General features: G+C 60.8%; 21 protein-coding genes. 13 read left to right on the forward strand and 8 right to left on the reverse strand.

Annotation, left to right across the window (positions count from 1 at the left end; translation table 11 throughout):
* The first annotated feature begins 1 nt into the window (after position 1).
* Both C7477_RS16145 and C7477_RS16150 read left to right on the forward strand, forming a co-directional pair.
* Positions 2–1,966 carry a MacB family efflux pump subunit gene (locus C7477_RS16145; protein WP_110754017.1) on the forward strand — a complete coding sequence of 655 codons (1,965 nt, stop codon included), beginning with the start codon at positions 2–4 and terminating at the stop codon, positions 1,964–1,966.
* Between the two features lie 93 nt (positions 1,967–2,059).
* Positions 2,060–2,365 (forward strand): zinc ribbon domain-containing protein YjdM, encoded by a 306-nt coding sequence (locus C7477_RS16150; RefSeq protein ID WP_110754019.1) that lies wholly within the window; start codon positions 2,060–2,062, stop codon positions 2,363–2,365.
* Here C7477_RS16150 and C7477_RS16155 read toward each other — a convergent pair.
* Positions 2,362–3,303: a LysR substrate-binding domain-containing protein gene (locus C7477_RS16155; protein ID WP_110754021.1), complete on the reverse strand. Its 942-nt coding sequence runs from the start codon at positions 3,301–3,303 to the stop codon at positions 2,362–2,364. The two genes, C7477_RS16150 and C7477_RS16155, sit on opposite strands and share 4 nt — an antisense overlap.
* Before the next feature lie 129 nt (positions 3,304–3,432).
* On the opposite strand from C7477_RS16155, the gene C7477_RS16160 reads away from it, so the two are divergent.
* From C7477_RS16160 to C7477_RS16210, 11 genes are all read left to right on the forward strand, one after another.
* Positions 3,433–5,598 (forward strand): TonB-dependent siderophore receptor, encoded by a 2,166-nt coding sequence (locus C7477_RS16160; protein ID WP_110754067.1) that lies wholly within the window; start codon positions 3,433–3,435, stop codon positions 5,596–5,598.
* A gap of 81 nt (positions 5,599–5,679) precedes the next feature.
* On the forward strand, positions 5,680–6,576 hold the full coding sequence (locus C7477_RS16165; protein WP_181418449.1) for an iron-siderophore ABC transporter substrate-binding protein: 897 nt from the start codon (positions 5,680–5,682) through the stop codon (positions 6,574–6,576).
* The gene (fhuB, locus tag C7477_RS16170) at positions 6,573–8,537 is read left to right on the forward strand and encodes a Fe(3+)-hydroxamate ABC transporter permease FhuB (protein ID WP_110754025.1); all 1,965 of its coding nucleotides are present in this window, start codon (positions 6,573–6,575) and stop codon (positions 8,535–8,537) included. The genes C7477_RS16165 and fhuB overlap by 4 nt, the downstream gene beginning before the upstream one ends.
* 246 nt (positions 8,538–8,783) lie before the next feature.
* The gene (kdpF, locus tag C7477_RS16180; protein WP_110754027.1) at positions 8,784–8,870 is read left to right on the forward strand and encodes a K(+)-transporting ATPase subunit F; all 87 of its coding nucleotides are present in this window, start codon (positions 8,784–8,786) and stop codon (positions 8,868–8,870) included.
* A 25-nt stretch (positions 8,871–8,895) separates the two neighbouring features.
* Positions 8,896–10,605, forward strand: coding sequence for a potassium-transporting ATPase subunit KdpA (kdpA, locus tag C7477_RS16185; RefSeq protein WP_110754029.1), 1,710 nt, complete (start codon positions 8,896–8,898; stop codon positions 10,603–10,605).
* Positions 10,606–10,617: 12 nt separating this feature from the next.
* Entirely contained in the window at positions 10,618–12,660 is a 2,043-nt protein-coding gene (gene kdpB, locus C7477_RS16190) for a potassium-transporting ATPase subunit KdpB (RefSeq protein ID WP_110754031.1), read from the forward strand.
* Positions 12,661–12,662: 2 nt separating this feature from the next.
* Positions 12,663–13,244: a potassium-transporting ATPase subunit KdpC gene (gene kdpC / locus C7477_RS16195; RefSeq protein ID WP_110754033.1), complete on the forward strand. Its 582-nt coding sequence runs from the start codon at positions 12,663–12,665 to the stop codon at positions 13,242–13,244.
* The gene (locus tag C7477_RS16200; protein ID WP_110754034.1) at positions 13,244–15,925 is read left to right on the forward strand and encodes a sensor histidine kinase; all 2,682 of its coding nucleotides are present in this window, start codon (positions 13,244–13,246) and stop codon (positions 15,923–15,925) included. Before kdpC ends, C7477_RS16200 begins: the two co-directional genes overlap by 1 nt.
* Positions 15,922–16,614, forward strand: a complete 693-nt coding sequence (locus C7477_RS16205) for a response regulator (RefSeq protein ID WP_110754036.1) — start codon at positions 15,922–15,924, stop codon at positions 16,612–16,614. The genes C7477_RS16200 and C7477_RS16205 overlap by 4 nt, the downstream gene beginning before the upstream one ends.
* A gap of 733 nt (positions 16,615–17,347) precedes the next feature.
* The gene (locus tag C7477_RS18815) at positions 17,348–17,848 is read left to right on the forward strand and encodes a hypothetical protein (protein ID WP_146226113.1); all 501 of its coding nucleotides are present in this window, start codon (positions 17,348–17,350) and stop codon (positions 17,846–17,848) included.
* A 40-nt stretch (positions 17,849–17,888) separates the two neighbouring features.
* Positions 17,889–20,630, forward strand: coding sequence for a type 2 lanthipeptide synthetase LanM family protein (locus C7477_RS16210; protein WP_181418450.1), 2,742 nt, complete (start codon positions 17,889–17,891; stop codon positions 20,628–20,630).
* Between the two features lie 83 nt (positions 20,631–20,713).
* On the opposite strand, the gene C7477_RS16215 is transcribed toward C7477_RS16210, so the two are convergent.
* The 7 genes from C7477_RS16215 to C7477_RS16245 all read right to left on the reverse strand — a co-directional run bounded on the left by C7477_RS16215 (position 20,714) and on the right by C7477_RS16245 (position 25,798).
* A complete protein-coding gene (locus C7477_RS16215) occupies positions 20,714–21,187 on the reverse strand; it encodes a DUF411 domain-containing protein (protein WP_110754040.1) in 474 nt (157 codons plus the stop codon).
* A 55-nt stretch (positions 21,188–21,242) separates the two neighbouring features.
* Entirely contained in the window at positions 21,243–21,527 is a 285-nt protein-coding gene (locus C7477_RS16220; RefSeq protein WP_110754042.1) for a copper-binding protein, read from the reverse strand.
* 26 nt (positions 21,528–21,553) lie between these two features.
* On the reverse strand, positions 21,554–22,036 hold the full coding sequence (locus tag C7477_RS16225; RefSeq protein ID WP_110754044.1) for a cupredoxin domain-containing protein: 483 nt from the start codon (positions 22,034–22,036) through the stop codon (positions 21,554–21,556).
* Positions 22,037–22,063: 27 nt separating this feature from the next.
* Entirely contained in the window at positions 22,064–23,458 is a 1,395-nt protein-coding gene (locus C7477_RS16230) for a multicopper oxidase family protein (RefSeq protein WP_110754046.1), read from the reverse strand.
* 17 nt (positions 23,459–23,475) lie between these two features.
* A complete protein-coding gene (locus tag C7477_RS16235) occupies positions 23,476–24,930 on the reverse strand; it encodes a TolC family protein (protein WP_425373586.1) in 1,455 nt (484 codons plus the stop codon).
* A complete protein-coding gene (locus C7477_RS16240) occupies positions 24,927–25,145 on the reverse strand; it encodes a hypothetical protein (protein WP_110754051.1) in 219 nt (72 codons plus the stop codon). Before C7477_RS16240 ends, C7477_RS16235 begins: the two co-directional genes overlap by 4 nt.
* A gap of 230 nt (positions 25,146–25,375) precedes the next feature.
* Positions 25,376–25,798 carry a hypothetical protein gene (locus C7477_RS16245; RefSeq protein WP_110754053.1) on the reverse strand — a complete coding sequence of 141 codons (423 nt, stop codon included), beginning with the start codon at positions 25,796–25,798 and terminating at the stop codon, positions 25,376–25,378.
* Positions 25,799–25,839 lie beyond the last annotated feature (41 nt).

Below are 25,839 nucleotides of genomic sequence, written 5' to 3' on the forward strand. Positions count from 1 at the left end.
CATGAAAAAAGCTCCACTCATTTCGCTGAAGGGCGTTTCCCGGCATTATCCATCCGGCGATGGCTTCACGACGGTGCTCGACCATGTCGATCTCGCCATCGAGCGCGGCGAAATGGTCGCCATCATCGGCGCTTCCGGCTCGGGCAAATCCACGCTGATGAACATTCTCGGCTGCCTGGACCGGCCCTCCGAAGGGGAGTACCTCATCTCCGGCCGTCCCACATTCGAGCTGGAGCCCGACGAACTGGCGGAGTTGAGGCGCGAGCATTTCGGCTTCATCTTCCAGCGGTACCATCTGCTGGGCGAACTGGATGCGGTCGGCAATGTGGAAATCCCCGCGATCTATGCGGGGCAGAACCGCGACGCCAGACGCGAAAAAGCCGAAACCATTCTCGATCGGCTCGGCATGAGCGACCGGACGCACCATAGGCCAAGCCAGCTTTCCGGCGGCCAGCAGCAGCGCGTCTCCATTGCCCGCGCGCTGGTCAACGACGCGGATGTCATTCTCGCCGACGAGCCGACCGGCGCGCTCGATAGCCATAGCGGCGAGGAAGTTCTCGGCATCCTTCAGGAGTTGAACCGCGAAGGCCACACCATCGTCATCGTCACCCATGATCGCAACGTCGCCGCGCGGGCGGGACGCATCATCGAAATTCGCGATGGCGAGATCATTTCCGATACGAGAAAGGGCGATACTTCAAAAAGTTCGCCCGAAGGTCCGGTCAAGCACGGCAAGCCCAAAAAGCCCCGGTTCCTTGGCGGCATTCGCGATCGCTTCAGCGAGGCCTTCGCCATGGCCCTGCGTTCGATGAACGCGCATCGCCTGCGAACCTTCCTCACCATGCTCGGTATCATTATCGGCACCGCATCGGTCGTGTGCGTCGTCGCGCTCGGGCAGGGCTCGCAGCAGCAAATTCTCAAGCAGATAAGCGATCTGGGCACGAATACGCTTTATATCAGCCCCGGCAAGGGCTTCGGCGATCTGAAAGCCGCGCAGATCACCACGCTGACCTTGAGCGACGCCGGCGAAATCGCCAAGCTGCCCTATGTGCTGGCCGCGACACCGCTGAACACGACGTCCTCGACCATCCGTGTCGGCGACAAGGAGGTCAGCGTTTCGGTCAATGGCGTCGGCGCCGAATATTTCGCCACCCGCAACAGCAAGCTCCTGGAGGGGCGCTTCTTCGACCAGCACAGCGTCGAAGATCTGGCGCAGGTTGCCGACATCGACGACACAGCCCGCAATACGCTTTTCCCGCATGAAACCGGTTCGGTGATCGGCAAGATCATCCTTCTGGGAAAGGTGCCCGTGCGTATCGTCGGCGTGGTCAAGGCTGAGGAACGGGGGATGGGCGGTGCCACGACGCTGGAAGCCTATCTTCCCTATACGACCGTCCAGACCCGCATGACGGGCTCGCGTTCGCTGCAGATGATCATGGTCCGCGTCGCCGATACGATGGACCCCGCCGAAGCCGAAAAGATGATAACGGAGTTTTTGACCAAAAGGCATGGAGAGAAGGATTTCTCGATCTTCAACACCGGAACGTTGCAGAAAGCAGTTCAGGCGACGACGGCGATGCTCTCCCTTCTCGTTTCCAGCATTGCGGCCATATCGCTCTTCGTCGGCGGCATCGGCGTGATGAACATCATGCTCGTCGCCGTTTCGGAACGGATCAACGAAATCGGCGTGCGCATGGCCATCGGCGCGCGGCAGAGCGATATTCTCCAGCAGTTTCTGATCGAGGCCGTTCTGGTGTGTCTTATCGGCGGCGTGCTCGGTGTCCTGCTGGCAGCGGGCTTCGGCCTGTTGTTCGCGCAGTTCGGATCGCCGTTCCATCTCATCTATTCGCCCACGTCCATCGTCGTGGCGCTGCTCTGCTCCAGCCTCATCGGCATCGGTTTCGGCTTCATTCCAGCCCGCAATGCCTCGAAACTCGATCCAGTCGTGGCGCTGGCCCGCGATTGACGTTCTATCTCAAGATGCGTATTGCCCCATGGTTGTCGTACCGGTCGCTTCCGGAACGGCGGCAGTAAACCATTCCTTTCGAACCGAGGTAGCATGGCCAACGACAACGATGATTACATCTACGACGAAGTAACCGGTGAGTGGCGTCCGGCTTCGGAGATAGCAGAATCCTCCGATACGGGCCAAGTGGTCGTTCGAGATGCGATTGGCAATGTTCTTTCCGACGGCGATTCCGTTGCTCTTATCAAGGATCTAAAAGTCAAAGGAGCGAACCAGACGCTAAAACAGGGCACGGTGATCCGATCGATCCGGCTTACAGCCAATCCGGAGGAAATTGACTGTCGCTTCGAGGGGATTAAAGGCTTGGTCTTGCGCACTGAGTTCGTCCGCAAACGTTAAATTCCCCGGTGCGCGGGCAGGGCATGAGCGCGGCGGCAATGGGCGATCAATGCGCGTATGGCGGGCGAGGTTTCCGTCTTGCGATAAGCGACGGCGAGGTCCGAAGTGGTGCGCGATTTCGAGATCGGGACATAGGCGATTGCCGGCAAGCGGAGGCAATCGAGCGATTTTGGCACCAGCGCGATACCGAGGCCGAGGGCGACCATGCTGCCGATCGCGGTGAAATCCCGGCCGAGCGGGTTGACCGCCGGTTGAAAACCGGCCTCCCGGCAAGCGGCAATCGTGTTGCTGTGAAAACCGACATCCGATGGCTGGCGCGGCGTGATGAAGGTTTCGCCGGATAGCGCGGCGAGATCGATTTCCCCGGCATTCGCCAATTCATGCGTTTCGGCCAGGGCGACAACCATCGGTTCTCTCAGGATGATTGTCGTGGCGATACCGTCGGGAAGCGCGATAGGCGGCCTTATATAGCCGAAATCCAGTACTCCATCGCGGATATGCTCAAGCTGTTGCCGCATTTCCATTTCGGTGAGCTGCAATTCGACGTGCGGATGGGCGGACCTGAAAGAGGAGATAGAACCGACGAGCGCGCCGGAATAGGCCGCCGAGGCGACATAGCCGATGGAAATCCGTCCGCTTTCGCCACGGTCAGTCCGGGTGACAGCGGTCAGCGCCGCATTGGATTGGGCGAGCACTTTCTTTGCCTCCGCGAAGAAAACCTCGCCAGCCGCCGTCAGCCGTACGAGACGCTTGCTCCGGTCGAGCAGGGAAACTCCGAGGATCGCCTCGAGCTTCAATATCTGCTGGCTCAGGCCGGGCTGCGCGATCCGCAAGCGGCTGGCCGCGCGCTCGAAGTTCCGCTCTTCCGCCAGGGCGACGAAATAGCGAAGATGGCGGAGTTCGAAGCCTGCGGAACGGGGTGTCTCGATCATGCTCATGACTGGTCGATAGTGCAGCCTATCAGACACCGCAAGTTTCATAAGCGATAATTCTGAAAATTGCTCCAATCGCTTATTGGATTTGGCAGCGCCAACCCTCTAAAGATGACTATTATTGTCATATTTATCATGCGAGGGGTCGCACGAGTGAAGCGGACTACAGGATTGGGATCGACGCTGGCAGCCACGGCGCTTGCCGGTTGCACGGCGGTTTTTCATTGTTCAATCGCCTTGGCGCAGGAAAGCGGCGGCACGATCACGCTGGCGCCGATCGTCGTCGAAGGCAATGCGGACGAAGACCCCAAGGGGCCCATCAAGGGCTATGTGGCCAGATCAAGCACGACGGCGACGAAGACGGGGACGCCGCTTCTCGAAACGCAGCAGTCGATTTCCGTGATCACGGCCAATGAGATGAAGGCGCAAGGCGCCCAAAATCTCGGACAGGCGCTCAGTTATACGCCGGGGGTGGTTGGAACACCCTTCGGCGCCGACCCGCGCTTCGATTCTTCGAAGATCCGCGGCTTCGACAGCCGGCAGAGCCAGTTTCTCAACGGCCTCAAGATGATGCGCACGGCCGGTGCTCCGGCTCTCGATATTTACGGCATGGAACGGGTCGAGGTCCTGCGCGGGCCGGCCTCGGTGATGTACGGCCAGGGCAATCCCGGCGGCATGATCAACATGATCAGCAAGCGCCCGACCTTCGAGCGCTTCGGCGAGATCGGCGTCCAGGGCGGCAGCTTTGAGACCTATGGCACCTATTTCGATTTCGGCGGTCCGCTCGCCGGGAGCCCGGACTTTGCCTATCGCCTGACGGGCGTGGCGCGAAAGGGTGGAGAGCAGACCGATTTCCTCGACAATGACCGCTATTTCATCGCTCCGGCCCTCACATGGAAACCGGACGAAGACACGTCGCTGACAATCCTGACGAGCCTGCAGCATGACAATCCGAGCTCGCCATCGGGGCTCCCGCCGCAACTGACGCTGAATGCTGATGGCAAGCGGTTGGGACGCGATTTCTTCGTCGGCGACAAGAGCTTCGACGAATCCGACCGGACGCTGGCGAATATCGGCTATGAATTCGAGCATCGCTTCAGCGATGTCTGGACCTTCAGGCAGAATGCCCGCTACTCTGATTTTGATTGGCAATATCAGGCGCTCGGCATGGCGACCGCCGGGCTGGCGCCTGATGGACACACCATTCGCCGCAATGCGACATTCCAGGACGAACGGCTCAAGACCTTCAACATCGATAACAATTTGCAGGCGGAGTTTTCGACCGGAGGCATCGATCATAGCGTTCTGATGGGGCTCGATTATCGCTATTTCAGCAATGATGTGACGACCGAATTCTGGACGGCAACGCCGATTGATGCATTCAGTCCCGTATATGGGGGGCCGATTAATCTGGGGCCGAGGACGCTCTATGCGGCTGTTGATTCCGACATGACGCAGGTTGGCGTCTATGTTCAGGATGAGATGTCCTATGAGAATTGGCGCGCCACGCTTGGGCTGCGGCATGACTGGGCGAGCACAGGCGGCGGCTCCACCAATGCCGCCGGCGTCACGCGTTCGCTCGACAAGGACGACCGGAAGCCGACCGGTCGCGTGGGGCTCAGCTATGTCTTCGACAATGGCCTTGCGCCCTATATCAGCTACGCCACGTCCTTCGAACCGGTGCCTGTGCCGGCAAGCGGGCAATTGCTGGAGCCGACAACCGGCGAACAGATCGAACTGGGTATAAAATACCAGCCGGAGGGCTGGAACGGCTTCTTCTCGGCGGCTGTCTTCGATCTCAGGCAGAAGAACGTGCTGACCACGACGGTCGTCAACGGAAACCCGGTGAGCAGCCAGATTGGCGAGGTTCAGGTCAAGGGGCTGGAACTGGAGGGCGTCGCCAGCCTTGCGCAAGGGCTCGATCTTCACGCCGCCTACACATATATGGATGCCACGATCGTCGAAGGCGCCGATGACGGCAATCGCCCTGACAATGCTCCCGAACATGCCGCTAGCCTCTGGCTCGACTATACGTTCCAGGAAGGATCCGCGCTTGAAGGCTTCGGCATCGGTGGCGGTGTCCGCTATGTCGGCCAACGCTATGGGAACACGGCCAACACTTACGACCTCGATCCCGTCACCCTCGTCGATGCGGCGCTCCACTATCAGAAGGACGGCATTCGCGCCTCCCTTAATCTGACCAACCTTGCCGACAAGGATTATGTCTCGAGCTGCAGCAGCTTCGGCTGTTTCTATGGCGAGGGGCGAAAGGTGATGGGCAAGGTGAGCTTCGGGTGGTAGGGGGTCCGGTGAGCGCTGAAGCATGATCCTGAAAAGTTGCAGACTTCCAGGTAAGATCATGCGGCTACAAAGACTTGAAGCATGACGGAGAGAATGATGTCCATGGCGATGGGACGGCGGCGGATGCTTGGCCTGCTTGCCGCCCTGGCATTTCCAACGCCGGCGCGTTCAGCCGTGCCAAGCCGGATGGCGGCCATCGACTGGGCCATGCTGGAGACCGCGATGGCGCTGGGCGTTACGCCCGTTGCGGCCACCGAGCTCATCCAGTTCCGGAAGGACGCGGTCGAGCCGGTGATTCCGGGTAGCGTTGCCGATCTCGGTTTGCGCGGCTCGCCGAATTTCGAGCGTCTCTATCTCCTGAAACCCGATCTCATCCTCATCTCACCCTTCTATACACGCCACCAATCGCGTCTGGAGGCGATCGCTCCGGTTTTCTCTCTTCCGTTTTATGCCAAGGGCGAGCCGCCCTTCGAGAAAGCGCTGAAAGCGGTATCGGCGCTTGGGGCCCGGCTCGGAAGAAGCGAGCAAGCCGCTGCGGTGCTGCAACAACAGGAGCAGACGCTCGCCGCCATCAAGGCAGCGCTCGTGCCCTTCGCGACAAGACCTGTCTATGTGATCAATATCGGCGATGCCAGGCATTTCCGTGCTTTCGGCGCCGACAGCATGTTTGGCGATGTTCTCCAGCGCCTTGGCCTTGCGAACGCATGGACCGACCGCTCCCGCTATACTTTCGCCGCACCCGTGCCGCTGGAGAATCTGGCGGCCAAGCCGGATGCCATTATCGTCATCGTCTCCGATATTCCGGTGGAGGCCCGCACCGGCCTTGAGAACAGCATGATCTGGCGCTCTCTCATGCCCGTTAAAGAAAACCGCGTTATCCGTCTCGCCAACATCAATCCTTATGGCGGGATCATTGCTGGCATGCGTTTTGCCGGATTGTTGCATGAGGCCCTGCTTTCGAGCGGAGAGGCCATTTGAGACCCGCCGCGTATTGGGTGCTCCCGCTGTTTATTTCCATCGGGGCGGCGGCGCTGCTTGGCCATGCGGCCATATCATTGCTGCCGATGGCAAGCTGGCCCGCATTCCCCTTCGATCCGGACCGGATGACGACGCAGCAGATCATCCTTGCCTATGGTCTTTTTCCGAGAGCGGCGGTGGCGGTTCTGGCAGGGGCAGCGCTCGGTCTCGCCGGAGCGCTTCTCCAGCAACTTCTTCATAACCCGATCGCCGACCCGTCAACTTTAGGCGTCTCGTCGGGAGCACAGCTTGCCATTGTTGCCGCCACGCTGTTCTTTCCCTCGGTGCTGGACGGCCATCGTGAACTCGTCGCGCTCGGCGGCGCTGCAATAGCCGCCGGTATCGTCTTTTCGATTGGCTGGCGTCGCTCCTTCGATCCGGTCTCGATGGTCGTATCGGGGTTGCTGGTCGGCATCACTGCAAGCGCCTTGTCGGCGGCACTGACGCTCTCCCAAGGGGAATATCTGATGTCGCTCGTCACATGGAATGGCGGCGCGCTCAGCCAGCAGGACTGGTCGGTTGCGCAACGGCTTGCCGTGGAACTTGTCATCGGCGGCGCAATCGCGCTTCTGCTGGCGCGCCCGCTCCATCTGCTCAGCCTTGGCGATACGGGCGCTCGTTCGCTCGGCATATCGCTCACCTGGCTTAGGCTCGCGGTCTCATCGCTCGCCGTTTGCCTCGCAGCCGGTGTCGCGGCAAGCGTCGGGCTGGTCAGTTTCATCGGGCTCGCCGCGCCGACGCTGGTCAGAAGCTGCGGCTTGCGGCGGCCCGTTGCCGTGCTTCTTGCCTCAGCTGCGGCTGGCGGGATACTGCTATGGTTCTGCGACGGCGTGGTGCAGTTGCTGGCGGCGACGACGAGTGAGACCTTCCCGACAGGGGCGATAACCGGGCTGCTCGGCGCTCCACTCCTGCTCTGGCTTCTCCCCAGGATAAGCATCGTCGCGGTTCCGCAGAACGGGGCGGTTTCGATCAACCGGCGGAGGCGCAGCGCGCTTGTCCTGCCCCTCATCCTGTTGCTGGCTGTGGCATCCATCGGACTTCTGATCGGAAAGATGGCGCATGGCTGGCAGATATTGCCGGCAACGGAAGTGCGCGATCTTCTCCCCCTGCGCTGGCCCCGGCTGCTCGCTGCGGCTGCGGCGGGCAGTCTTCTAGCCATGGCCGGCACGCTGCTTCAGCGCCTGACGGCCAATCCGATGGCGAGCCCGGAGGTCATCGGAGTGAGCGGCGGCGCCGGCATCGGCTTTGCGGCGGCGATCACCATCTTCCCCGCCGCTGGCATGGCGGCGCTGTTCACCGGCGCCGGCCTTGGAGCGATATTGGTGATGGGCGTCGTGCTGCTCTATGCCAGTCAGAGGCACCTGGCGCCGGAGAGGCTTCTCCTTGCCGGCATCGCGGTCAGTTCATTCACGTCAGCCGTGCTGAGCGCGCTGCTGGCGGTCGGCGATCAGCGTTCCTGGCAGATATTGGCGTGGCTCGGCGGCTCGGCTTCGGCGGCGACGCCGGGCTCCGCCCTCATTCTTGCGATGCTCGCCTTATTCGTGCTGGCAATCAGCCTCCTGCTCGCGCGCTGGCTTTCCGTATTGCCGCTGGGGCAAGCCGTTCCTCCCGCGCTCGGCGTGCCCCTGCGACCGGCGCGGCTTGCGATCATCCTAGTTGCAGGTTTGGCCACGGGCGCCGCTTCCATGCTGGTCGGTCCTTTAAGTTTCGTAGGCCTGATGGGCCCGCATATCGCCCTGAAAGCGGGCTTTGCCCGAGCGCAAGACCAAGTGCTCGCCGCCTGCCTGATCGGCGCTCTCCTGATGACGCTTGCCGATCTTGGCGCAAGGACGCTGACCTTCCCCTACGAGCTGCCGCTCGGCCTGTTCGCCGCCCTGGCGGGCGCGCCCTATCTTGCCTGGCTGATCGGGTGGCGGAAATAACGGTCGGAATGATGTCTTCCTTCTCCGTCCCCGCCGGTCATCCTGACAATACCGTTCTTTATCTTTTCCTTATGTGGCCGCCGAACCATCCCAATCGATAATTGACTCGATGAGCGTGCATCATCCGGATCTCGAAAGATCTGGAGAATACCCGTGTCTGATTTTCTTTTTCTCGCGACCGGCATCGGCAGCCTTGCCGTCCTTGGCCTTTATGCTCGCGTACTGAGCCGGCTTTAGGAGGCTCCAATGTTTGAAGCTCTCATTGGGCTTGCCGTCGCCATCGCGCTCGCGGCCTATCTCATCGTGACGCTCGTGCGCCCGGAGCGGTTCTAACCGCTCCCTTCCTCGGAGAATTATCATGTCCGTTATCGGCTGGCTGCAGATCGGCCTGCTTTTTGTCGCCGTCCTCCTCGTCATCAAGCCACTCGGGCTTTATATGGCGCGGGTCTTTTCCGGCGAGCGCACTATCTTTTCGCCTGTTTTCGCTCCCGTCGAGCATGGCCTCTATAAGGCCGCTGGCATCGATCCGGCAAGGGAGCAGGGCTGGCTCGTCTATGCGCTTTCGATGCTTGTCTTCAGCGTCGCGGGTTTTGCGCTCCTCTATGCCATTTTGAGGCTGCAGGCGTTCTTGCCCTTGAACCCGCAAGGCTTCGGCAATGTGCCGCCGGATCTGGCGTTCAACACCGCCGTCAGCTTCGTCACCAACACCAATTGGCAGAATTATGCGGGCGAGACGACGATGAGTCATCTCAGCCAGATGATGGGCCTCAATGTTCAAAACTTCGTCTCGGCCGCCACCGGCATTGCCATCGCGCTAGCGGTCACGCGGGCCTTCGCGCGTTCCGCCGTCTCGACAATCGGCAATTTCTGGGTCGATCTTACCCGCGCGACGCTCTATGTGCTCCTGCCGCTCGCCATCGTCGTGGCGCTCGCCTTCGTGGCGATGGGCCTGCCGCAGACGCTGAGCGCATCCGTCGATGCAACCACGCTCGAAGGCGCCAGGCAGACGATTGCGCTTGGCCCGGTCGCCAGCCAGGAGGCCATCAAGCAGCTTGGCACCAATGGCGGCGGGTTCTTCAACGTCAATGCCGCGCATCCGTTCGAAAACCCGACGGCGCTTTCGAACTATCTCAACATCTTCGCGATGCTGTCCATCTCGGCGGCGCTGCTCTACACTTTCGGCCAGCTCGTCGGCAATCGCCGCCAGGGCTGGGCCTTCATCGCTGTAACCGCGATCTTCCTGATTGCCGGTTCTGGAATCGTCTATTGGGCAGAAACGCAGGGCAATCCGATCCTGTCCGCGCAAGGCCTCGATCCGGCGCTCGGCAATATGGAGGGCAAGGAGGTCCGCTTCGGGCAGGCGATGACGGCGCTCTACGCCACGGTCACGACCGGTCTTTCCGATGGCGGCGTCAACGGCATGCACGGCTCGTTCACCGGGCTTGGCGGTCTCGTTCCGATGTTCCTGATCCAGCTCGGCGAAGTTCTGCCGGGCGGCGTTGGCTCAGGGCTCTACGGCATGATCGTCTTTACGATCCTCGCCGTCTTCGTGGCCGGGCTCATGGTCGGGCGCACGCCGGAACTGCTCGGCAAGAAGATCGAAGCGCGCGAGATGAAATTCGCGATGTTGGCCGTGCTGATCCTGCCGCTCGTCATCCTCGGTTTCACCGCCGTTTCCGCTGTCCTGCCCGTGGCGGTCGCCAGCATAGGCACACCCGGCCCGCACGGGCTGTCGGAAATCCTCTATGCCTACACATCCGCCGCAGGCAATAACGGCTCGGCCTTCGGCGGCCTCTCCGGCAACACGCCCTGGTACAACACGACGCTGGGTATCGCGATGCTGCTTGGCCGTTTCGCCTATGCCGTTCCGGTGCTGGCCATTGCCGGCTCCATTGCCGCCAAGACGCGTGCCCCGGCCTCGAAGGGAACTTTCCCGACCGACACGCCGCTCTTCGTCGGCCTGCTCATCGGCATCATCCTCATTCTCGGCGGGCTCCAGTTCTTCCCGGCGCTCGCGCTCGGTCCGATCATCGAGCATTTCGCCATGCTCGCGGGCCAGACTTTTTAAGGAACTCAGCTCATGTCCCATAAACCCGTCGCACCCGGCCTGTTCGACCCGTCGATCCTCGTTCCGGCCATCAAAGGCGCCTTCGTCAAGCTCGACCCGCGCCAACTTATCCGCAATCCGGTGATCTTCGTGACCGAGATGGTGGCGGCGCTTGTGAGCGTCTTCTTCATCCGCGACCTCGTTTCCGCAGGTGGGGATCCGCTCTTTTCGGGCCAGATCGCCGCGTGGCTCTGGTTCACCGTGCTCTTCGCGACATTCGCGGAAGCCGTGGCCGAAGGGCGCGGCAAGGCGCAGGCCGATAGCCTTCGCCGCACCAAATCGGAACTGACCGCCCGCAAGCTCGCGTCGCAAAATTCGCGCGAGACCGAAGCGATACCGGCGACGATGCTGAAGGTCGGCGATCTCGTTCTCGTCGAGGCGGGCGAGTTGATCCCCGGCGATGGCGAGGTCATCGAAGGCGTGGCTTCGGTCAACGAAAGCGCGATTACCGGCGAATCCGCGCCTGTCATTCGCGAAGCGGGCGGCGACCGCTCCGCCGTAACCGGTGGTACGCAGGTTCTTTCCGACTGGATCAAGGTCCGCATCACCGTCGCTCCCGGTTCCACTTTCGTCGATCGCATGATCGCGCTGATCGAGGGCGCGCAGCGTCAGAAGACGCCGAACGAGATCGCGCTGTCGATCCTGCTTTCCGGCCTGACGCTGATTTTCCTCATTGCCGTGGTCACGCTCTGGGGGCTTGCCGGTTATTCCGCAACCGTACTCTCGGTTACGGTGCTGGCGGCGCTGCTTGTGACACTCATCCCGACCACCATCGGCGGACTGCTCTCCGCCATCGGCATCGCCGGCATGGACCGGCTGGTGCGTTTCAACGTCATCGCCACGTCCGGCCGCGCGGTCGAAGCGGCGGGGGACGTGGACACGCTGCTGCTCGACAAGACCGGCACGATCACCTTCGGCAACCGCATGGCCAGCGATTTCCTGCCCGTACCTGAGGTTACGCAGGAGGAGCTTAGCCATGCCGCGCTGCTGGCAAGCCTCGCGGACGAAACACCCGAAGGCCGCTCGATTGTGGCGCTGGCCACGGGAGAGTTCAGTCGCAAGGCGCCTGACGTCGAGATGGACACGGTCGTGCCCTTTGCCGCGGAAACCCGGCTTTCCGGCGTCGATCATGCCGGCCGCCGTCTGCGCAAGGGCGCGGTGGATTCAGTGCTGAAATTTGCAGGCCTCACCGATTACACGGTTCCGGCCGCCTTCAGGCAGTCGGTCGAGCGGGTCGCCCGCACCGGCGGCACGCCGTTGGCCGTTGCCGACGGCAACCGGCTGCTTGGCGTTATCCACCTGAAGGACATCGTCAAGCCTGATATCAAGGAACGTTTCGCTGCCTTGCGCGCCATGGGCATCCGCACCGTGATGGTGACGGGCGACAACCCGATCACCGCGGCGGCAATCGCCTCGGAGGCCGGTGTCGATGATTTCCTCGCCGAAGCGACGCCGGAGGACAAGCTCGGCTATATCCGCAAGGAACAGAAAGGCGGACGGCTTATCGCCATGTGCGGCGATGGCACCAACGACGCGCCGGCGCTGGCGCAGGCTGACGTGGGCGTTGCGATGCAGACCGGAACCCAGGCTGCCCGCGAGGCCGCCAACATGGTCGACCTCGATTCCAGCCCGACGAAGCTGATCGAGATCGTCGAGATCGGCAAGCAACTCCTGATGACGCGCGGCTCGCTTACCACCTTCTCCATCGCCAATGATGTGGCGAAGTATTTCGCCATCATCCCGGCGCTGTTCATAACCACGTACCCGGCGCTCGGTGCCCTCAACGTCATGGGGCTGGCTTCGCCTCAGTCAGCCATTCTTTCAGCCGTTATCTTCAACGCGCTGATCATCATTGCGCTCATTCCATTGGCGTTGAAGGGCATCAAATATCGCCCCGTCGGCGCGGCTGCCCTGCTACGCCGCAATCTCCTGGTTTACGGCCTTGGCGGCCTGATCCTGCCCTTCGCCGGGATCAAGCTGATCGATCTTGCCGTTTCAACTCTCAATCTGGTGTGATCATGCTTCAACAACTCCGCCCTGCAATCGTTTTGACACTGGCACTGACAGTCATTACCGGGCTCGCCTATCCCCTGCTGATCACCGGTGTGGCGCAAACGGTGATGCCGTCGCAGGCCAATGGCAGCCTCATCCGCGAAGACGGCGCCGTCATCGGCTCCGAACTGATCGGGCAGAACTTCACGTCGGACAAATATTTCTGGCCACGCCCATCGGCGACGGGGCCGGAACCGTACAATGCCAGCGCATCTGGTGGCTCCAACCTCGGCACCACCTCCGCCAAGCTGAAGGAGCGCGTTGCCGCCGACATCGAACGGCTGCGCGCTGCAGGCGTAGCGGGGGAAATTCCCGCCGATGCCGGAACGGCTTCAGGTTCCGGCCTCGACCCGGATATCTCGCCGGAATTCGCAAAGGCTCAAATTGCCCGCGTCGCCAAGGCGCGCGGCTTGCCGGAGACCCAGGTCGCCGCTCTGGTTGAGAGCACGATGGAAGGCCGTCTATTGGGCATCATAGGCGAGCCTCGCGTCAATGTGCTAAGACTGAACCTCGTTTTGGATACTGCAAAGGCTGAACCGAAACCTTGATGGCTGACCGCGACCCGACGAACCGCCCCGACCCCGATGCCCTGCTGGCGCTGGCCGAACAGGACCGGCGGGGGAAGCTTACGGTTTTTCTGGGCGCGGCCCCTGGTGTAGGAAAAACCTACGCCATGCTGATGCGCGCGCAGCGTTTGAGGCAAGAGGGCATCGACATCGTCATCGGCCTTGTCGAAACCCACGGGCGCAGTGAAACGGCTGCCCTGCTTCACGGGCTGGAGGTTCTGCCGCGCCGGGAGGTGATTCATAACGGAAAGTGCCTCCAGGAATTCGATCTGGATAGCGCGCTGGCGCGGCGCCCACGCATTATCATCGTCGATGAGCTTGCGCATACCAATCTGGGAGAGGTCCGTCATCCCAAGCGCTATCAGGATATCGAGGAACTCATCGACGCCGGCATCGATGTCTGGACGGCGCTCAACATCCAGCATCTGGAAAGCCTATCGGATGTTGTCGCACAGATCGCCGGGGTGCCCGTGCGGGAACGTATTCCCGATACCGTGCTCAAGCGCGCCGACGACGTGCTTCTGGTGGATCTGCCACCAGCTGAGCTGATCGAGCGGCTGAAAGAAGGAAAGGTCTATCTGCCTGACAATGCCAGGCGCGCCACCGACCGTTTCTTCCGGCTGGGCAATCTTACGGCTCTGCGCGAACTGGCTCTCAGGCGCACCGCCGACCGGGTCGATGACCAGATGGTCGACTATTTGCGCCAGAATGCCATCGAAGGCCCTTGGGCGACGGGCGAAAGGCTCCTTGTCTGTGTAGGCCCCGATCCGCTGTCGGAAAAGGTTGTGAGGACGGCTGCCAGGCTCGCATCCGGCCTTAACGCCGACTGGATTGTCGTGTCGGTGGAGCATGTGGAGGCGGCGCCTAAAAGCAGCGAAGGACTGCGGCAGCTTGATGAGACTCTTCGCCTCGCCGAACAATTGGGCGCGGAAACACGTCGCATAACCGGGAGTGATTTTGTCGAGGAGATACTGAAGCTCGCCCGGCGGGAACACGCCACGCAGATCGTCATCGGCGCGCGGCGCGACCGTTTGCCTTATCGGCTCTTCCGCCGCTCTCTCGCTGACGCCCTGGCGGCACGGGTCCCGGGAATCGGTATCCATCTCGTCACCGATAAGTGCGACGCCGCTTCAAAACCAAAGGCGAGGCGCGGCAAAAGGGTCCTTGCCGCCGGTAGCGCCCGCGCGCTTGCTATCGCCATAGCATCCGTCACCGTGGCAACCGCGCTGGGACTGGGACTCGACCGGTTCCTCCCGCTGCAGAACATTTCGCTGCTCTATATGCTGGCCGTGCTCGTCTCGGCGGCTTATGCCGGCTATCTCGCGGCCATTTCAGCGGCGATCATATCGGCCCTGGCCTATAATTTCTGTTTCATCGAGCCGGTCGGTACCTTCACCATCGCCAAGCCGCACGAGGTCTTCGCGCTCTTCATCTTCCTCGCCGCCGCGATGCTTGCCGGGGGGCTCGCCTCGCGCGTCCGCGAACAGGCTACGACCGCGCGGCGGCGGGCGGCGGCGGCGCAGGCGCTTTACGATTTCTCCCGCAAACTCTCCGGCGCCGCCAAGGCGGAGGACGTGCTCTGGGCAGCGGTAAACCAGATGCATACGACCTTCCGGCGCAGCGCGGTGTTGCTACTGCCGAAAGATGGCGACGTCGCCGTGATGGCGGCCTGGCCGCCGGACACCGAACTAAGCGTCACCGATATGACCGCCGCCCGCTGGGCCTTCGAAAAGAAGGAAGCGGCCGGGAACGACACCGGCACGCTGCCGAACAGCCCATTTCAGTTCAGGCCGCTGAAAAGCCCGCAAGGCATCGCCGGCGTGTGCGGATTTTTACAGGACGGCAAGCCGCTGGAGCCGGATGAGGAACGCCTTCTCTCGGCGGTTCTCGACCAGACCGCAATCGCAATCGACCGGGCGCGGCTTTCACGCGAAAGTCTCGATCAGGCCGCACGGCTGGAGGGGGAGAAATTCCGCGCCGCGCTGCTTTCCTCACTCTCCCACGATCTTCGAACGCCGCTGGCGACGATCACCGGAGCGGTGACGACTTTGCGCCAGTTCGGCGAGCGGATGTCTCTTGAGAGCCGCGACGATCTTTTGAAATCGATCGAGGAGGAGGGGGACAGGCTCATGCGGTTTGTCGCCAATCTGCTCGACATGACCCGTATCGAGGCCGGAACGATCAATGCCCGGCGTGACTGGGTGGATGTTGCCGATGTTGTGCACGGGGCTGTCGAGCGGGCGCGAAAATATTTCCCCGGCCGCGTCTTCGAGACGAGCCTTTCCCCCGATCTGCCGTTGATGCGCGGCGACGGCGTGCTTTTGGGTCAGGTGCTGTTTAACCTGCTCGATAACGCCAACCGGTTCGGCGGCGATGAGCCGGTCAGCATCTATGCGCGGCGGCATGAGGACGAGATCGTGGTCTCCGTGACCGATCTTGGCAAAGGCATCCCGCCAGCCGATCTTGGCCATGTTTTCGATAGATTCTTCCGGAAAGGAAAACCCGATGGTCGCTCGCCCGGTATGGGCCTTGGCCTCTCGATAGCCAAGGGTTTCGTCGAGGCGATGGGCGGGCGCATCAAGGCGGAGAGTCCGGCGTGGAAGCGTCGCGGCACACGTATGACCATGCGGTTTCCTGTTGCCGAGACCAAGGAGCGCCGATGACGACCGAACGCATACTTGTCGTGGATGACGAACCGCAAATCCAACGGTTCCTTCGTCCCGCGCTTATCGCCGCAGGCTATGAAGTGCTGGAGGCGGAAAACGGTACGCAGGCCCTCAAGGCAGCCGCGACGGCGGCACCCGACATCGTTATCCTCGATCTCGGCCTTCCCGACATGGACGGTAAGGATGTGGTCGCCAATATCCGGGCCTGGTCACAGGTGCCGATCATCATCCTTTCGGCGCGCGACCGGGAAAGTGAAAAGATCGCCGCGCTCGACCTGGGCGCTGATGATTATATCGAAAAACCTTTCAGAATCGGGGAGCTGACCGCGCGCATCCGCGCGGCGTTGCGCCATCGCATCCAGATGGAGGGAGGTCAGGCGCAGCTCATCGCCGATGGCCTCTCTATCGATATCGTCAAGCGTATCGTGACCCGCGACGGTGAGGCATTGCGGCTGACGCCAAAGGAATATGACCTCCTGGTCATGCTGGCGCGCCATGCGGGCCGCGTGGTCACGCACAGGACGCTTTTAACTTCGATATGGGGGGCGGCGCATGGCGATGATTTGCATTACTTAAGGGTCTTCATCGGCCAGTTGCGCGGCAAGATCGAACGCGATCCCGGTAATCCGAAGGTTGTGCGCACCGAACCGGGGGTCGGTTATCGGTTCGTCGGCGACGAAGACTGAGAGGGCGTCAAGACCGCCATTACATGCTTCCACATCCATGGGCAGTTCATCCGCAAGGGCGCATTATTAAAACCATATATTCGCCATTGTTCGGTCCGATTCATTAATGAAGATGGTTTCCCCTTTCATAGTAAAGGGTATGTCTCCGCCGCACTATCCGGAGCGAAGTATCCGGTCCTGCGGCGGAATAATGTGCGTGTACTGTGTCGTTTACTCACCGACACCGACGTATCGGCGAATAACGCACGATCACGCCCGAGAAACGGAGTAAAAAAATGATCTCGAACACTTTCAACAGACAGTTGGCTGCAAGCGTCATTGGGCGCCGCATGCAGATTGAAACAAACAATGCGCTCTGCAGCGATGGTTGTAGCACGGGATGTACAGAGGCGGGGCGTTGCCATCAGGCCAGGATTGGTGAGGCGAACAAAGCGTCCTCATGAATCTTGAGTGTCTAGGGTGTGCGTGCCGTTAGTCTTGCCTGGTACCCAGCGCGGCTGACGGCACGCATCACATGCGAACAATCGAGAATGCGAACAATGGAGAAAAAAATGATTTCGACAAAATTCAACGACAAATTGGCCGAGGCGGTGATCGGCCGCCGTCAGCGGGTCGCTGCAAACAACCCGCTTTGTACCGGCGATCATACTTATTGCTGGAATGCCTGTTTACAGTCCCGCAGGAACTGACAAGGATTTTTCAGATCCGCGGGCAATGGTGAGCGAGGTCTATCATGACCATGGAAATTATGAGGGCATCCTCTGCCCCCGTCGATATCGCCGGCCAGATATTCCAATACGACTATTTCACCGATCATTTCAGGGATGAGACGTTTTCGTTTAGGGAGTTTTTGATCGACGCTGAAAGCGTGTCCTGCATTGTCGATCTCGATAGCTACGAGCCGACGAATGTCTCCTTGCTGTTGCTGGATAGAATTTTGCAATCCCTGGGCTTTGCCGTATCTGCCTATATTCTCCAGCAGCAAGGACGACAATTCAAGTTTCTGTTCATCAAGGGCATCCGGTGGAATTTTGCCGGTCCGATCAGGCCTGGCCGTCCTGTCAGGCTGCAGTCAACCTACGACATGCAATTTCTTTCTCCCCGGAAAGCCGTTTGCACTTTCGACGGCACGGTGAACGACGGCAAGGCTGCTTTCAATGTCGCCATCGAGATTTTCAGTCCTCATGAGGCTCCGTGGGATATCGAAACAAGCCCAATTCCAGCGTCCAATTGAGTTTTGGAGAGGAGAGAAGGGGGACGAAAGGAGAAGGCAGATGCCATCGACAGATTCCCCCTTCGAACAGGAGGTTTTTGCTGACCTCTACCGTCATCTGATTATCGACGGCTACAATCAACTCCAGCGGCTTCGAACCCGGCTTGTTCCGGAGGCGACGCTGCAAGACCTTGCCGAAACGGCCTTCGTGCCGCTCGCGCGCAAAGCGTGGGAACGCTTGTTCATGGTTGAAATGAACTTCGCTGATCAGGAAGGCCTGCTCCAGGGAAGGACGGAAGCCGAGCGCTTCGAATTCTTCGTGGACGAAGTTATGAAGCCGGAGAATTTTGCCCTGCTCTTGCGCAAATATCCCGGCCTTGAGGAGCAATGGCAGCGGGACATTTCGACATATACGACAGCTCTCGTCCAACTCATCGAGCGTATCGAACAAGATATCGGACGTGTTGCGCGGGAGTTTTACGGTGACGAATCCATCGGCGAGGTCAGAAAAATCAGTCTGGTCGGAGACCCGCACCGAGGCATGCAGCAATCGGCGAGAATAGACTATGCCGATGGCGAGGGGAAAGCCCGAACAGTCTATTACAAGGCCCGAAACCTCGCCATCGATGAGGGGTTTTTCAACTTCATCGCGTGGTGGAACCAGCACGCTCCGATCGAACATCGCGCTCCGCGTGTTCTGAACCGCGGGGAATACGGGTGGGCCGAAGCCATCCCCCGGAAGGAATGCGAGAACCAGGATCAAGTTCGCGCCTTTTATCGTCGCTACGGGTCCATCCTGGCTTTCGCTCAAATCTTTGCCGCGAGAGATCTTCACATGGAAAATATCATCGCCAGCGGCGAATACCCTGTTATCGTCGATCTCGAAACGCTGTTTTCATGCACGCTGGCATATGAACAGCATAGCCCAGCAATTCATCATCTCTACTCGTCCCTGCTTTTGCCGGCCCGTTTCAGCGAAGACGAAATGGAGGTCAGCCCGCTTGGCGCTCAAGCCAACACGATGACGACGATCGAGGTGCTTGCCAACCCACAGCGGCGCAGCAGCGCGCTCAAGATGGAATCCCGGAAATGGGTCACGGGAGATTACGGCTCCAAGGTGTTTCTTGTGGGCGAGACGGTCGACTTTGTTCAGTACGAAGACTGTCTGGTCGAGGGATTGCGCGACACCCTAAATTATTTCAACGAAAACCGGGCCAGCCTTCAGGAGATCCTCACCCGGGTCATGAGCGGCGCCTGGGTTCGCATCGTCCGCCGCGCGACGGCGGAATACATCAAGGTTCTGAATAATGTCTATCACCCGGAATCCCTCGCTTATCAGGAAGCGCGCCGGGATATCCGCGCGCTAACCTGCGATATGAAGGACGGAGATATCCTGGCGTCGGAATTGGAGGAGCTGGAGCGCGGAGATGTCCCTTATTTTCAGATGCCCTTTGACGAAGCCGTTCTGTTCGATGGTCGCGGACGAGCGCTGGCGACGCCGGTATTCCACTCGCCACGCCAGAACGTTGAATATGAACTCTCGCGTCTGACAGGGGCATTCATCGACCAGGTGACGGAAGATATCCGCTTTTCTTTCCTGATCTATCGCGCCAACAAGCGGCAGGGCGCTGTGGCGCTTGGACCAGCCTATGACAATCTTGCCGGCGTCCCGGACGACCGGTGGCTCGGTGAACTCGGACGTATCGTGCTGGGTCACTTGATGGACAGGGCGATGGTTCTGGAAGACTATCGGTATTGGCGCAATGTCGATATGGTGGACGAAAGCACGGTGCGCATGGGGCTGAGCGGTATCGATCTCTATGACGGCACCGCCGGCCTCGCGCTTGCCTTCCATGCCGTCGGACGATGGCTATCCTGCGAACGGTTCCTCGATTTCGCACGCGTGCTGACAAACCAGACGATCCGCGCGCTTGAGAAAGTGAAGAACGCCACGCCGGGTGCTTACTCCGGTACCATCGGAGTTTTGTGGGCGGCGAGTGTCGCCCAATCGGATCGGCTGCCCCAACTGTTGCCGCCGCTTGACCGCGAGCTCGCCAATTTGTCCCGCCATCTCATCACGAACGAATGGATCGATTATAAGGATCTGGATATCATCGGCGGCGTGGCGGGTATGCTGCAGATGCTTCTGAGATTGCACCGTATCTATCGAGACTTTCCCGTTGCCGATGTCATCGAGAAGCTCTCAGGTTTCGCATTCGAGCTTTTAAAGGAGAAATCCCCGGTTCTTCTCAATGATGAAACGTTGCTCGGTTTCGCTCACGGGACAGCCGGGGTTTCCGCGGTGCTTGCCGAGTATATGACGTATTTCGGTCAACACGATCCGGAGGCGGTCGCGACGATCATGCGCCACATTGCCCATGAGACCCGTTACCGGACCGATGCCGGTTGGCGGCGGCTGGACAAAGGTGGCGGGTGCAACACGTCCTGGTGTCATGGCACCGTGGGAATAGGTTTTTCGCGGCTGCAATGCCGGCCTTATATTCCTGATGATGTCTATGAGGCCGATATGGGGATAGTCACTGCCCGGCTGGGCGAGAGACAGCCCTCCTTATGCCTGTGTCATGGCATGATTGCGGATTACTGGCTCGCGCGCGCCCTCGGTCTTGACTGTGCCGGTATCCTGCATCGAATCCGCCGGGAAACCGAACTCCACGGCATCAGCACCGATATGGGGCTGAACGGATTCGAGCTTGTAGGCGCCATGAGTGGCGTCAGCAGCCTCTTTGTCGGGGAAACACTGTTTCTGACCGGAGAGGGCTCTCTTAGAGCGGTATGTAATTAAGCCGAATCGGGCATCCCGCTCTAAGTCTTTGTTTTAACTGCATGATCTTGTTCGAAAAGTCTGCAACTTTTCGGGATCATGCTCTAGTTCCGCACCGGGCTTGCGCCGCGAAAGCGCATGAACATTGTCGGAGCCGCCGTACCGAACGCCATCACATCATAAGTCGCGGGCTCGGTGCCCGTTACTTCCATGCCCGGCGATCCCGCGGGCATCCCCGGCACGGCGAGGCCGCGTATGGATGGCCGGGTGGCGAGCAGGTGCTCCAGCGCTTGCGCAGGCACATGTCCTTCGAGAATGTAACCGTCCACCTCGGCCGTATGGCAGGACTGGACAGCGGATGGCACGCCCAGCCGCTCCTTTAGCGCGCTGATATCGGCTTCCTCGATGATCTTTGTCGGAAATCCGGCCTTCTTGATATGCTCGGCCCAGGCGCCGCAGCATCCGCAGGACGGGTCCTTATATATGGTGACAAGGGGACGATTGACTGCCCTTGCACCCGTCGGCGCGATGAGCACTGCGCCTGTAAGCAGCAATAAACGTCTGCGATCTATTTTCATGCCGGTTTCTCCTTAAAACAGGGATGCGCTGTTCGCACGCATCCCTGAGGTGGGTTTACTTCGCTTTGGATATCTTCGTCACGGTGAGACGACCGTTGACGCGGTCGGCCTCGAACTTGACCTTGTCGCCGACCTTGACGGTCTTCAGCATCGCCGGGTCGCCGACGGCGAAAACCATCGTCATTCCGTCCATGTCAAGATTCTTGATCGGCCCATGCTTGAGGGTGATCTTGCCCTGGGCTTCATTGATTTTGGTCACCTGCCCGTCGACCGGCGCGGCCTGCGCCAGCGCGACGGTCGAAAACAGGGCGATTGCAGCCGTCATCAAGAATTTACGCATCGTTTTATTCCTTTTCCTTCGTTCGATCACTTGACCACGATCGTTCCGGTCATGCCGGATTCGCGGTGGCCGGGGATAAGGCAGGAGAAGTCGAACTCGCCCGCCTTGGTGAACTTCCAGACGATTTCTCCCGTCTTGCTTGGAGCCAGACGCTTTGCGTTCGGGTCGTCGTGCTCCATGTCGGGGTTCTTGGCCATCTCTTCACCGTGCTTGAGATTCTCGTCGAGCGTGGCGAGAACGATCTCATGATCCATCTCGCCGCCATTGCGCAGGACGAACTTGACCTGCTCGCCCTTCTTGATGGCGATGCGATCGGGGATGAAACGCATCTTGCCATCGGCATCGCTCATCGTGATCTGCACGATGCGCGCGGGCTTTTTCGGATTGCCCGGTTCGCCATAGGCGCGATCGTCATGGCCTTCGCCGGACCCATGTCCGGGGCTGGCGAGAGCCGGTCCGAGCAAGGCCGCACTCACCATCAGCGTGAGCAGAAAGCGTTTTGCTTGCATATTGTCTTCTCCTTTTTGTCGTGAACTTTAGTGGTTGTCGTGGCCGCCACTGGCGCGTTTTCCCGGTTTCACCACCTGAAATTCCGTAGTCTTCGCGGGGTCGAAACTCGGTTCCGGTGCCCGCACGGCGGCCTTGCTCTCGCCCTTCCACTCGAAGGCGACAGTTCCTTCCGGGTTCTTGAACCAGCCCGGATCCTTGTAGTCGCCGCTGGGCAGGCCCTCGCGGACCTTGACCACCGAGAACATGCCGCCCATCTCCACCGCGCCGAACTGGGCAAAGCCCGTCATCATCGGCAGGGTGTTGTCGGGCAGCGGCATTTCCATTTCGCCCATGTCGGCCATGCCGGCGGAGCCCATCGGCATGTAGTCCGGCGCGAGCTTGCGCATCTTCTTGGCGATCTCCTTCTTGTCGACGCCGATGAAGTTCCTGACGTTGTGGCCCATGGCGTTCATGGTGTGGTGCGACTTGTGGCAGTGGATCGCCCAGTCGCCGGGCGCATCGGCGACGAAGTCGAAGGCGCGCATCTGCCCGACGGCGCAGTCGATCGTCACCTCCGGCCACGCAGCCGCCTCCGGCACCCAGCCGCCATCGGTGCATGACACCTTGAAGTCATAGCCATGCATGTGGATCGGATGGTTGGTCATGGTGAGATTGCCGAAGCGGACACGCACCTTGTCGCCCTTGGCGGCGACGAGGTGGTCGATGCCGGGGAAAACCCGGCTGTTCCAGGTCCACAGGTTGAAGTCGGTCATCTCGGCGACCTTTGGCACATAGGAACCGGGGTCGATGTCGTAGGCCGCCATGAGAAACACGAAATCCCGATCGACACGGCGGAAGGCGGGGTCCTTCGGATGCACCACGAAAAAGCCCATCATCCCCATCGCCATCTGCACCATCTCATCGGCATGCGGATGGTACATGAAGGTACCGCTCTTCTGGAGCTGGAACTCGTAGACGAAGGTCTGGCCCGGCTTGATATGCGGCTGCGTCAGCCCGCCGACGCCGTCCATGCCATTGGGCAGAAGCTGCCCGTGCCAGTGGATGGTGGTGTGCTCCGGCAGCTTGTTGGTGACGAAGATGCGCACCTTGTCGCCCTCGACCGCCTCGAGGGTAGGACCCGGCGACTGGCCGTTATAGCCCCAGAGATGCGCGACCATGCCGGGCGCCATCTCGCGAACTACCGGTTCAGCGACGAGATGGAACTCCTTCCAGTCGCCATTCATCCGCCATGGCAGCGTCCAGCCATTGAGGGTGACGACCGGCTGGTAATCCGGGCCGCTCAATGGGACGAGGGGCGGTTGCATGGTGGGCTCTTTCATCGTGGCGGCCTCGGGAATCGAAGCCGCCTGGACGCGGCCCGAAACCGCGCCCGCGCTGATCAGCGCCGCTGCGCCTAGGAAATTGCGACGGGAAACTGTCATATTACGTACCTCATTGTTCAATGCCCGCCGCTCTCGCCGCCCGCAGCGACGACAGCGCCTTCGCCAGCTTCGCCGGCGGAGCCGCCTCCGCCGATGATCGCGGTTTCGAAATCGACGTCTGCGATGAAGAAGTCGCGCTTGGCGTTGATCGCCGCGACATTGCTGGCGATGCTTTCGCGCGCTGTGGTGAGCAACTCGAACTCATCGATCAGCATGCCGTTATATTCGAGCATGGCCTGTTCATTGACCGTCCGGCGCAGCGGCAGGATGCTGTTCTGGTATTGCCGGGCGATATCGTATGTGCCGCGATAGGTGAGATAGGCGGAACGCGCCTGCGACCGCACATTGACGGCCTTCTCCAGCAGCCGATTGACTGCCTGCATATAGGTCTCGCGCGCCTGACGGGTTTTGGTCTCGCCGAGATCGAAGATGGGGATCTGGACTTCGAGCTCGAAGCCCTTCGGTGAGGACTTTTCCCGCTCGCCATCCACGGTCTCTCGCTCGGTATTGCCGCGCCAGCCGCCATCGAGCATGGAGACGAAGCGCGTCGCCTGGGTGAGCCCGAGCGATTTGGCCATGGCGTCGAGCTCAAGCCGTGCCGCGATCAGATCGACGCGCTTGCGCACCGCTTCCGCCTCGACTTGGCTTTCCGTCTGGATGCGCGGCAAACCCGGAAGCTGTGCGGGCAGCTTGTAGTCCAGATCTGCTCCCCATAGACCCAGCATACGGGTGAGGGCCTCGCGCTCCGTGCCCGCTTTCAGGCGTGCCTGAGCCAGTTCGTTCGACACTTCCGCGTAGAAAGCTCCGGCCCGCGCCTGGTCGAGCTTTTTCGTGGCGCCGGTCTCGCCAAGCTTGCGGGTGATGTCTGCGGCAGCATCCGCCGAGACTCGCGCCTGCTCGAGGAACGAGACGGTTTGCCGGGCGGCGACCGCGTTGTAATAGGCGCGACGCGTCTCCGCTGCGGTGCGGAAGGTGGCTTCGATCGCCTTCTGCCGCGCCGCCTCGAACTGCGTCTTGGCAATGTCGCTGCGTTTCGGCAGCGTGAAGAGCGCCAGAATATCGGCAACCAGCCGGCGCTCGATCTCCAGCGAGCCGCCCGTTGCAAGCCGCTCCACCCCGATAACCGGGTTCGGCGGCAGGCTCGCTTCGATATAGGCCGCTTCGGAAATCCCGAGCGCGTTGTATTCGGCCTGCAGGCCGCGATTGTTGATGAGCGCCAGTTGGACGGCGCCGTCGGCGGTCAAGGGCTTCGCCAGCAGAGCCTTGACGCGGCTCTGAACAGCGGCGGCTTCCGCCGGTGATGTAATCTTGACCGCGTCCTTGCCGATCGCGGCGCTGACCTGGCTCGCAACCGGGCTCATGCCGCCATCCGGCGTGAAGCTGGCGCAGCCGCTGAGCGTGGCGGCAACCGCGCCGATTGCGGCGAACCGCTTCCATGGCAGCGCTGCGAATGCGTTGATTTGCGCCATCATTCGCCCCCCTTTTTGGGAGCGACCAGCTCATTGCGCTCGATCCACGGCTTGGGCTCGACGGGCCGATAATTGATGGTTCCCGCCGTCACGGACATATGCCGCATGGCGGGCACGGGTATGGCCGCGTCGGACGGATCGGCCCCGGCGCTGATGAGGGGCGGGCTTGAACATGCGGACAGGGTGACGGCGACGGCCGTCAGTAAAATGGGCTTCATTGTATCCTCGGAATCGGCCGGTTCGGTCGAGCGGCAGCGCGCGCGACGTTAAACAGCATACTTCAGCGGCGCATGGCGCAGCGGTGAAGGCCGTCGGCAGATACCCGGTGACAGCTTTGTTTCAGCGCATGATCACTCCAAAAGTCTGCGACTTTTCGGAATCATGCTCTGAACGGAGACGGAACAAATCCATCAGCAGTCGGTAGTCGTGAAAGGGGATCGGCCGACGATCAGGCGTCGAGCGATCTCGGGGGACGATCGAGGCGCGTGGAGGGCGCTTCCTCCAGCCCGGCTTCCAGCAGCGGGCGATCGACGGTACGTGCAAAGACGAGGACCGCCATATCGCATCCCAAGGCGGGAATGACGGTGTGGCACGCGGCAGCGCAGCAGGAACTCGTCAGATCGATACGCTTGTGCTTGCCGGCGCAATTGGGATCAGCCTGAACACATTCCGCCTTCTTGGCCGATTTCTGCTCGCCATGTTCGTGCTGCCCGCCGGAGAGCCCATGGGGGTGACTATCCGCGCTCAGCGCGTGATGTCCCGCGCCACCGTTCGATGCCCCGGAGGTGCCCGCAACGCTCCAGCTCGTGCTCGTTGCCGAAAAGGCAAGCGCGATCATGAGAATCAAAAAGGAGCGAAGCAGGCGCATCATGGTTGAATAGGATATCGGCGATTGTTGAAATGGCAAGAGTG

It is taken from the genome of Paramesorhizobium leguminum (assembly GCF_003217235.1).
GTDB classification, from domain to species: Bacteria; Pseudomonadota; Alphaproteobacteria; order Rhizobiales; family Rhizobiaceae; genus Paramesorhizobium; species Paramesorhizobium leguminum.

What these genes read in the sequence shown, in the direction of transcription:
- C7477_RS16145 (WP_110754017.1), top strand. Translation starts at nt 2, where the DNA reads ATGAAAAAAGCTCCACTCATTTCGCTGAAGGGCGTTTCCCGGCATTAT.
- C7477_RS16210 (WP_181418450.1), top strand. Translation starts at nt 17,889, where the DNA reads ATGCCATCGACAGATTCCCCCTTCGAACAGGAGGTTTTTGCTGACCTC.
- C7477_RS16155 (WP_110754021.1), bottom strand. Translation starts at nt 3,303, where the DNA reads ATGAGCATGATCGAGACACCCCGTTCCGCAGGCTTCGAACTCCGCCAT.
- C7477_RS16225 (WP_110754044.1), bottom strand. Translation starts at nt 22,036, where the DNA reads ATGCAAGCAAAACGCTTTCTGCTCACGCTGATGGTGAGTGCGGCCTTG.
- C7477_RS16160 (WP_110754067.1), top strand. Translation starts at nt 3,433, where the DNA reads ATGCGAGGGGTCGCACGAGTGAAGCGGACTACAGGATTGGGATCGACG.
- C7477_RS18815 (WP_146226113.1), top strand. Translation starts at nt 17,348, where the DNA reads ATGACCATGGAAATTATGAGGGCATCCTCTGCCCCCGTCGATATCGCC.
- C7477_RS16235 (WP_425373586.1), bottom strand. Translation starts at nt 24,930, where the DNA reads ATGATGGCGCAAATCAACGCATTCGCAGCGCTGCCATGGAAGCGGTTC.
- C7477_RS16245 (WP_110754053.1), bottom strand. Translation starts at nt 25,798, where the DNA reads ATGATGCGCCTGCTTCGCTCCTTTTTGATTCTCATGATCGCGCTTGCC.
- C7477_RS16220 (WP_110754042.1), bottom strand. Translation starts at nt 21,527, where the DNA reads ATGCGTAAATTCTTGATGACGGCTGCAATCGCCCTGTTTTCGACCGTC.
- kdpB (WP_110754031.1), top strand. Translation starts at nt 10,618, where the DNA reads ATGTCCCATAAACCCGTCGCACCCGGCCTGTTCGACCCGTCGATCCTC.
- C7477_RS16150 (WP_110754019.1), top strand. Translation starts at nt 2,060, where the DNA reads ATGGCCAACGACAACGATGATTACATCTACGACGAAGTAACCGGTGAG.
- C7477_RS16240 (WP_110754051.1), bottom strand. Translation starts at nt 25,145, where the DNA reads ATGAAGCCCATTTTACTGACGGCCGTCGCCGTCACCCTGTCCGCATGT.
- kdpC (WP_110754033.1), top strand. Translation starts at nt 12,663, where the DNA reads ATGCTTCAACAACTCCGCCCTGCAATCGTTTTGACACTGGCACTGACA.
- C7477_RS16165 (WP_181418449.1), top strand. Translation starts at nt 5,680, where the DNA reads ATGACGGAGAGAATGATGTCCATGGCGATGGGACGGCGGCGGATGCTT.
- C7477_RS16205 (WP_110754036.1), top strand. Translation starts at nt 15,922, where the DNA reads ATGACGACCGAACGCATACTTGTCGTGGATGACGAACCGCAAATCCAA.
- C7477_RS16200 (WP_110754034.1), top strand. Translation starts at nt 13,244, where the DNA reads ATGGCTGACCGCGACCCGACGAACCGCCCCGACCCCGATGCCCTGCTG.
- C7477_RS16215 (WP_110754040.1), bottom strand. Translation starts at nt 21,187, where the DNA reads ATGAAAATAGATCGCAGACGTTTATTGCTGCTTACAGGCGCAGTGCTC.
- kdpA (WP_110754029.1), top strand. Translation starts at nt 8,896, where the DNA reads ATGTCCGTTATCGGCTGGCTGCAGATCGGCCTGCTTTTTGTCGCCGTC.
- kdpF (WP_110754027.1), top strand. Translation starts at nt 8,784, where the DNA reads ATGTTTGAAGCTCTCATTGGGCTTGCCGTCGCCATCGCGCTCGCGGCC.
- C7477_RS16230 (WP_110754046.1), bottom strand. Translation starts at nt 23,458, where the DNA reads ATGACAGTTTCCCGTCGCAATTTCCTAGGCGCAGCGGCGCTGATCAGC.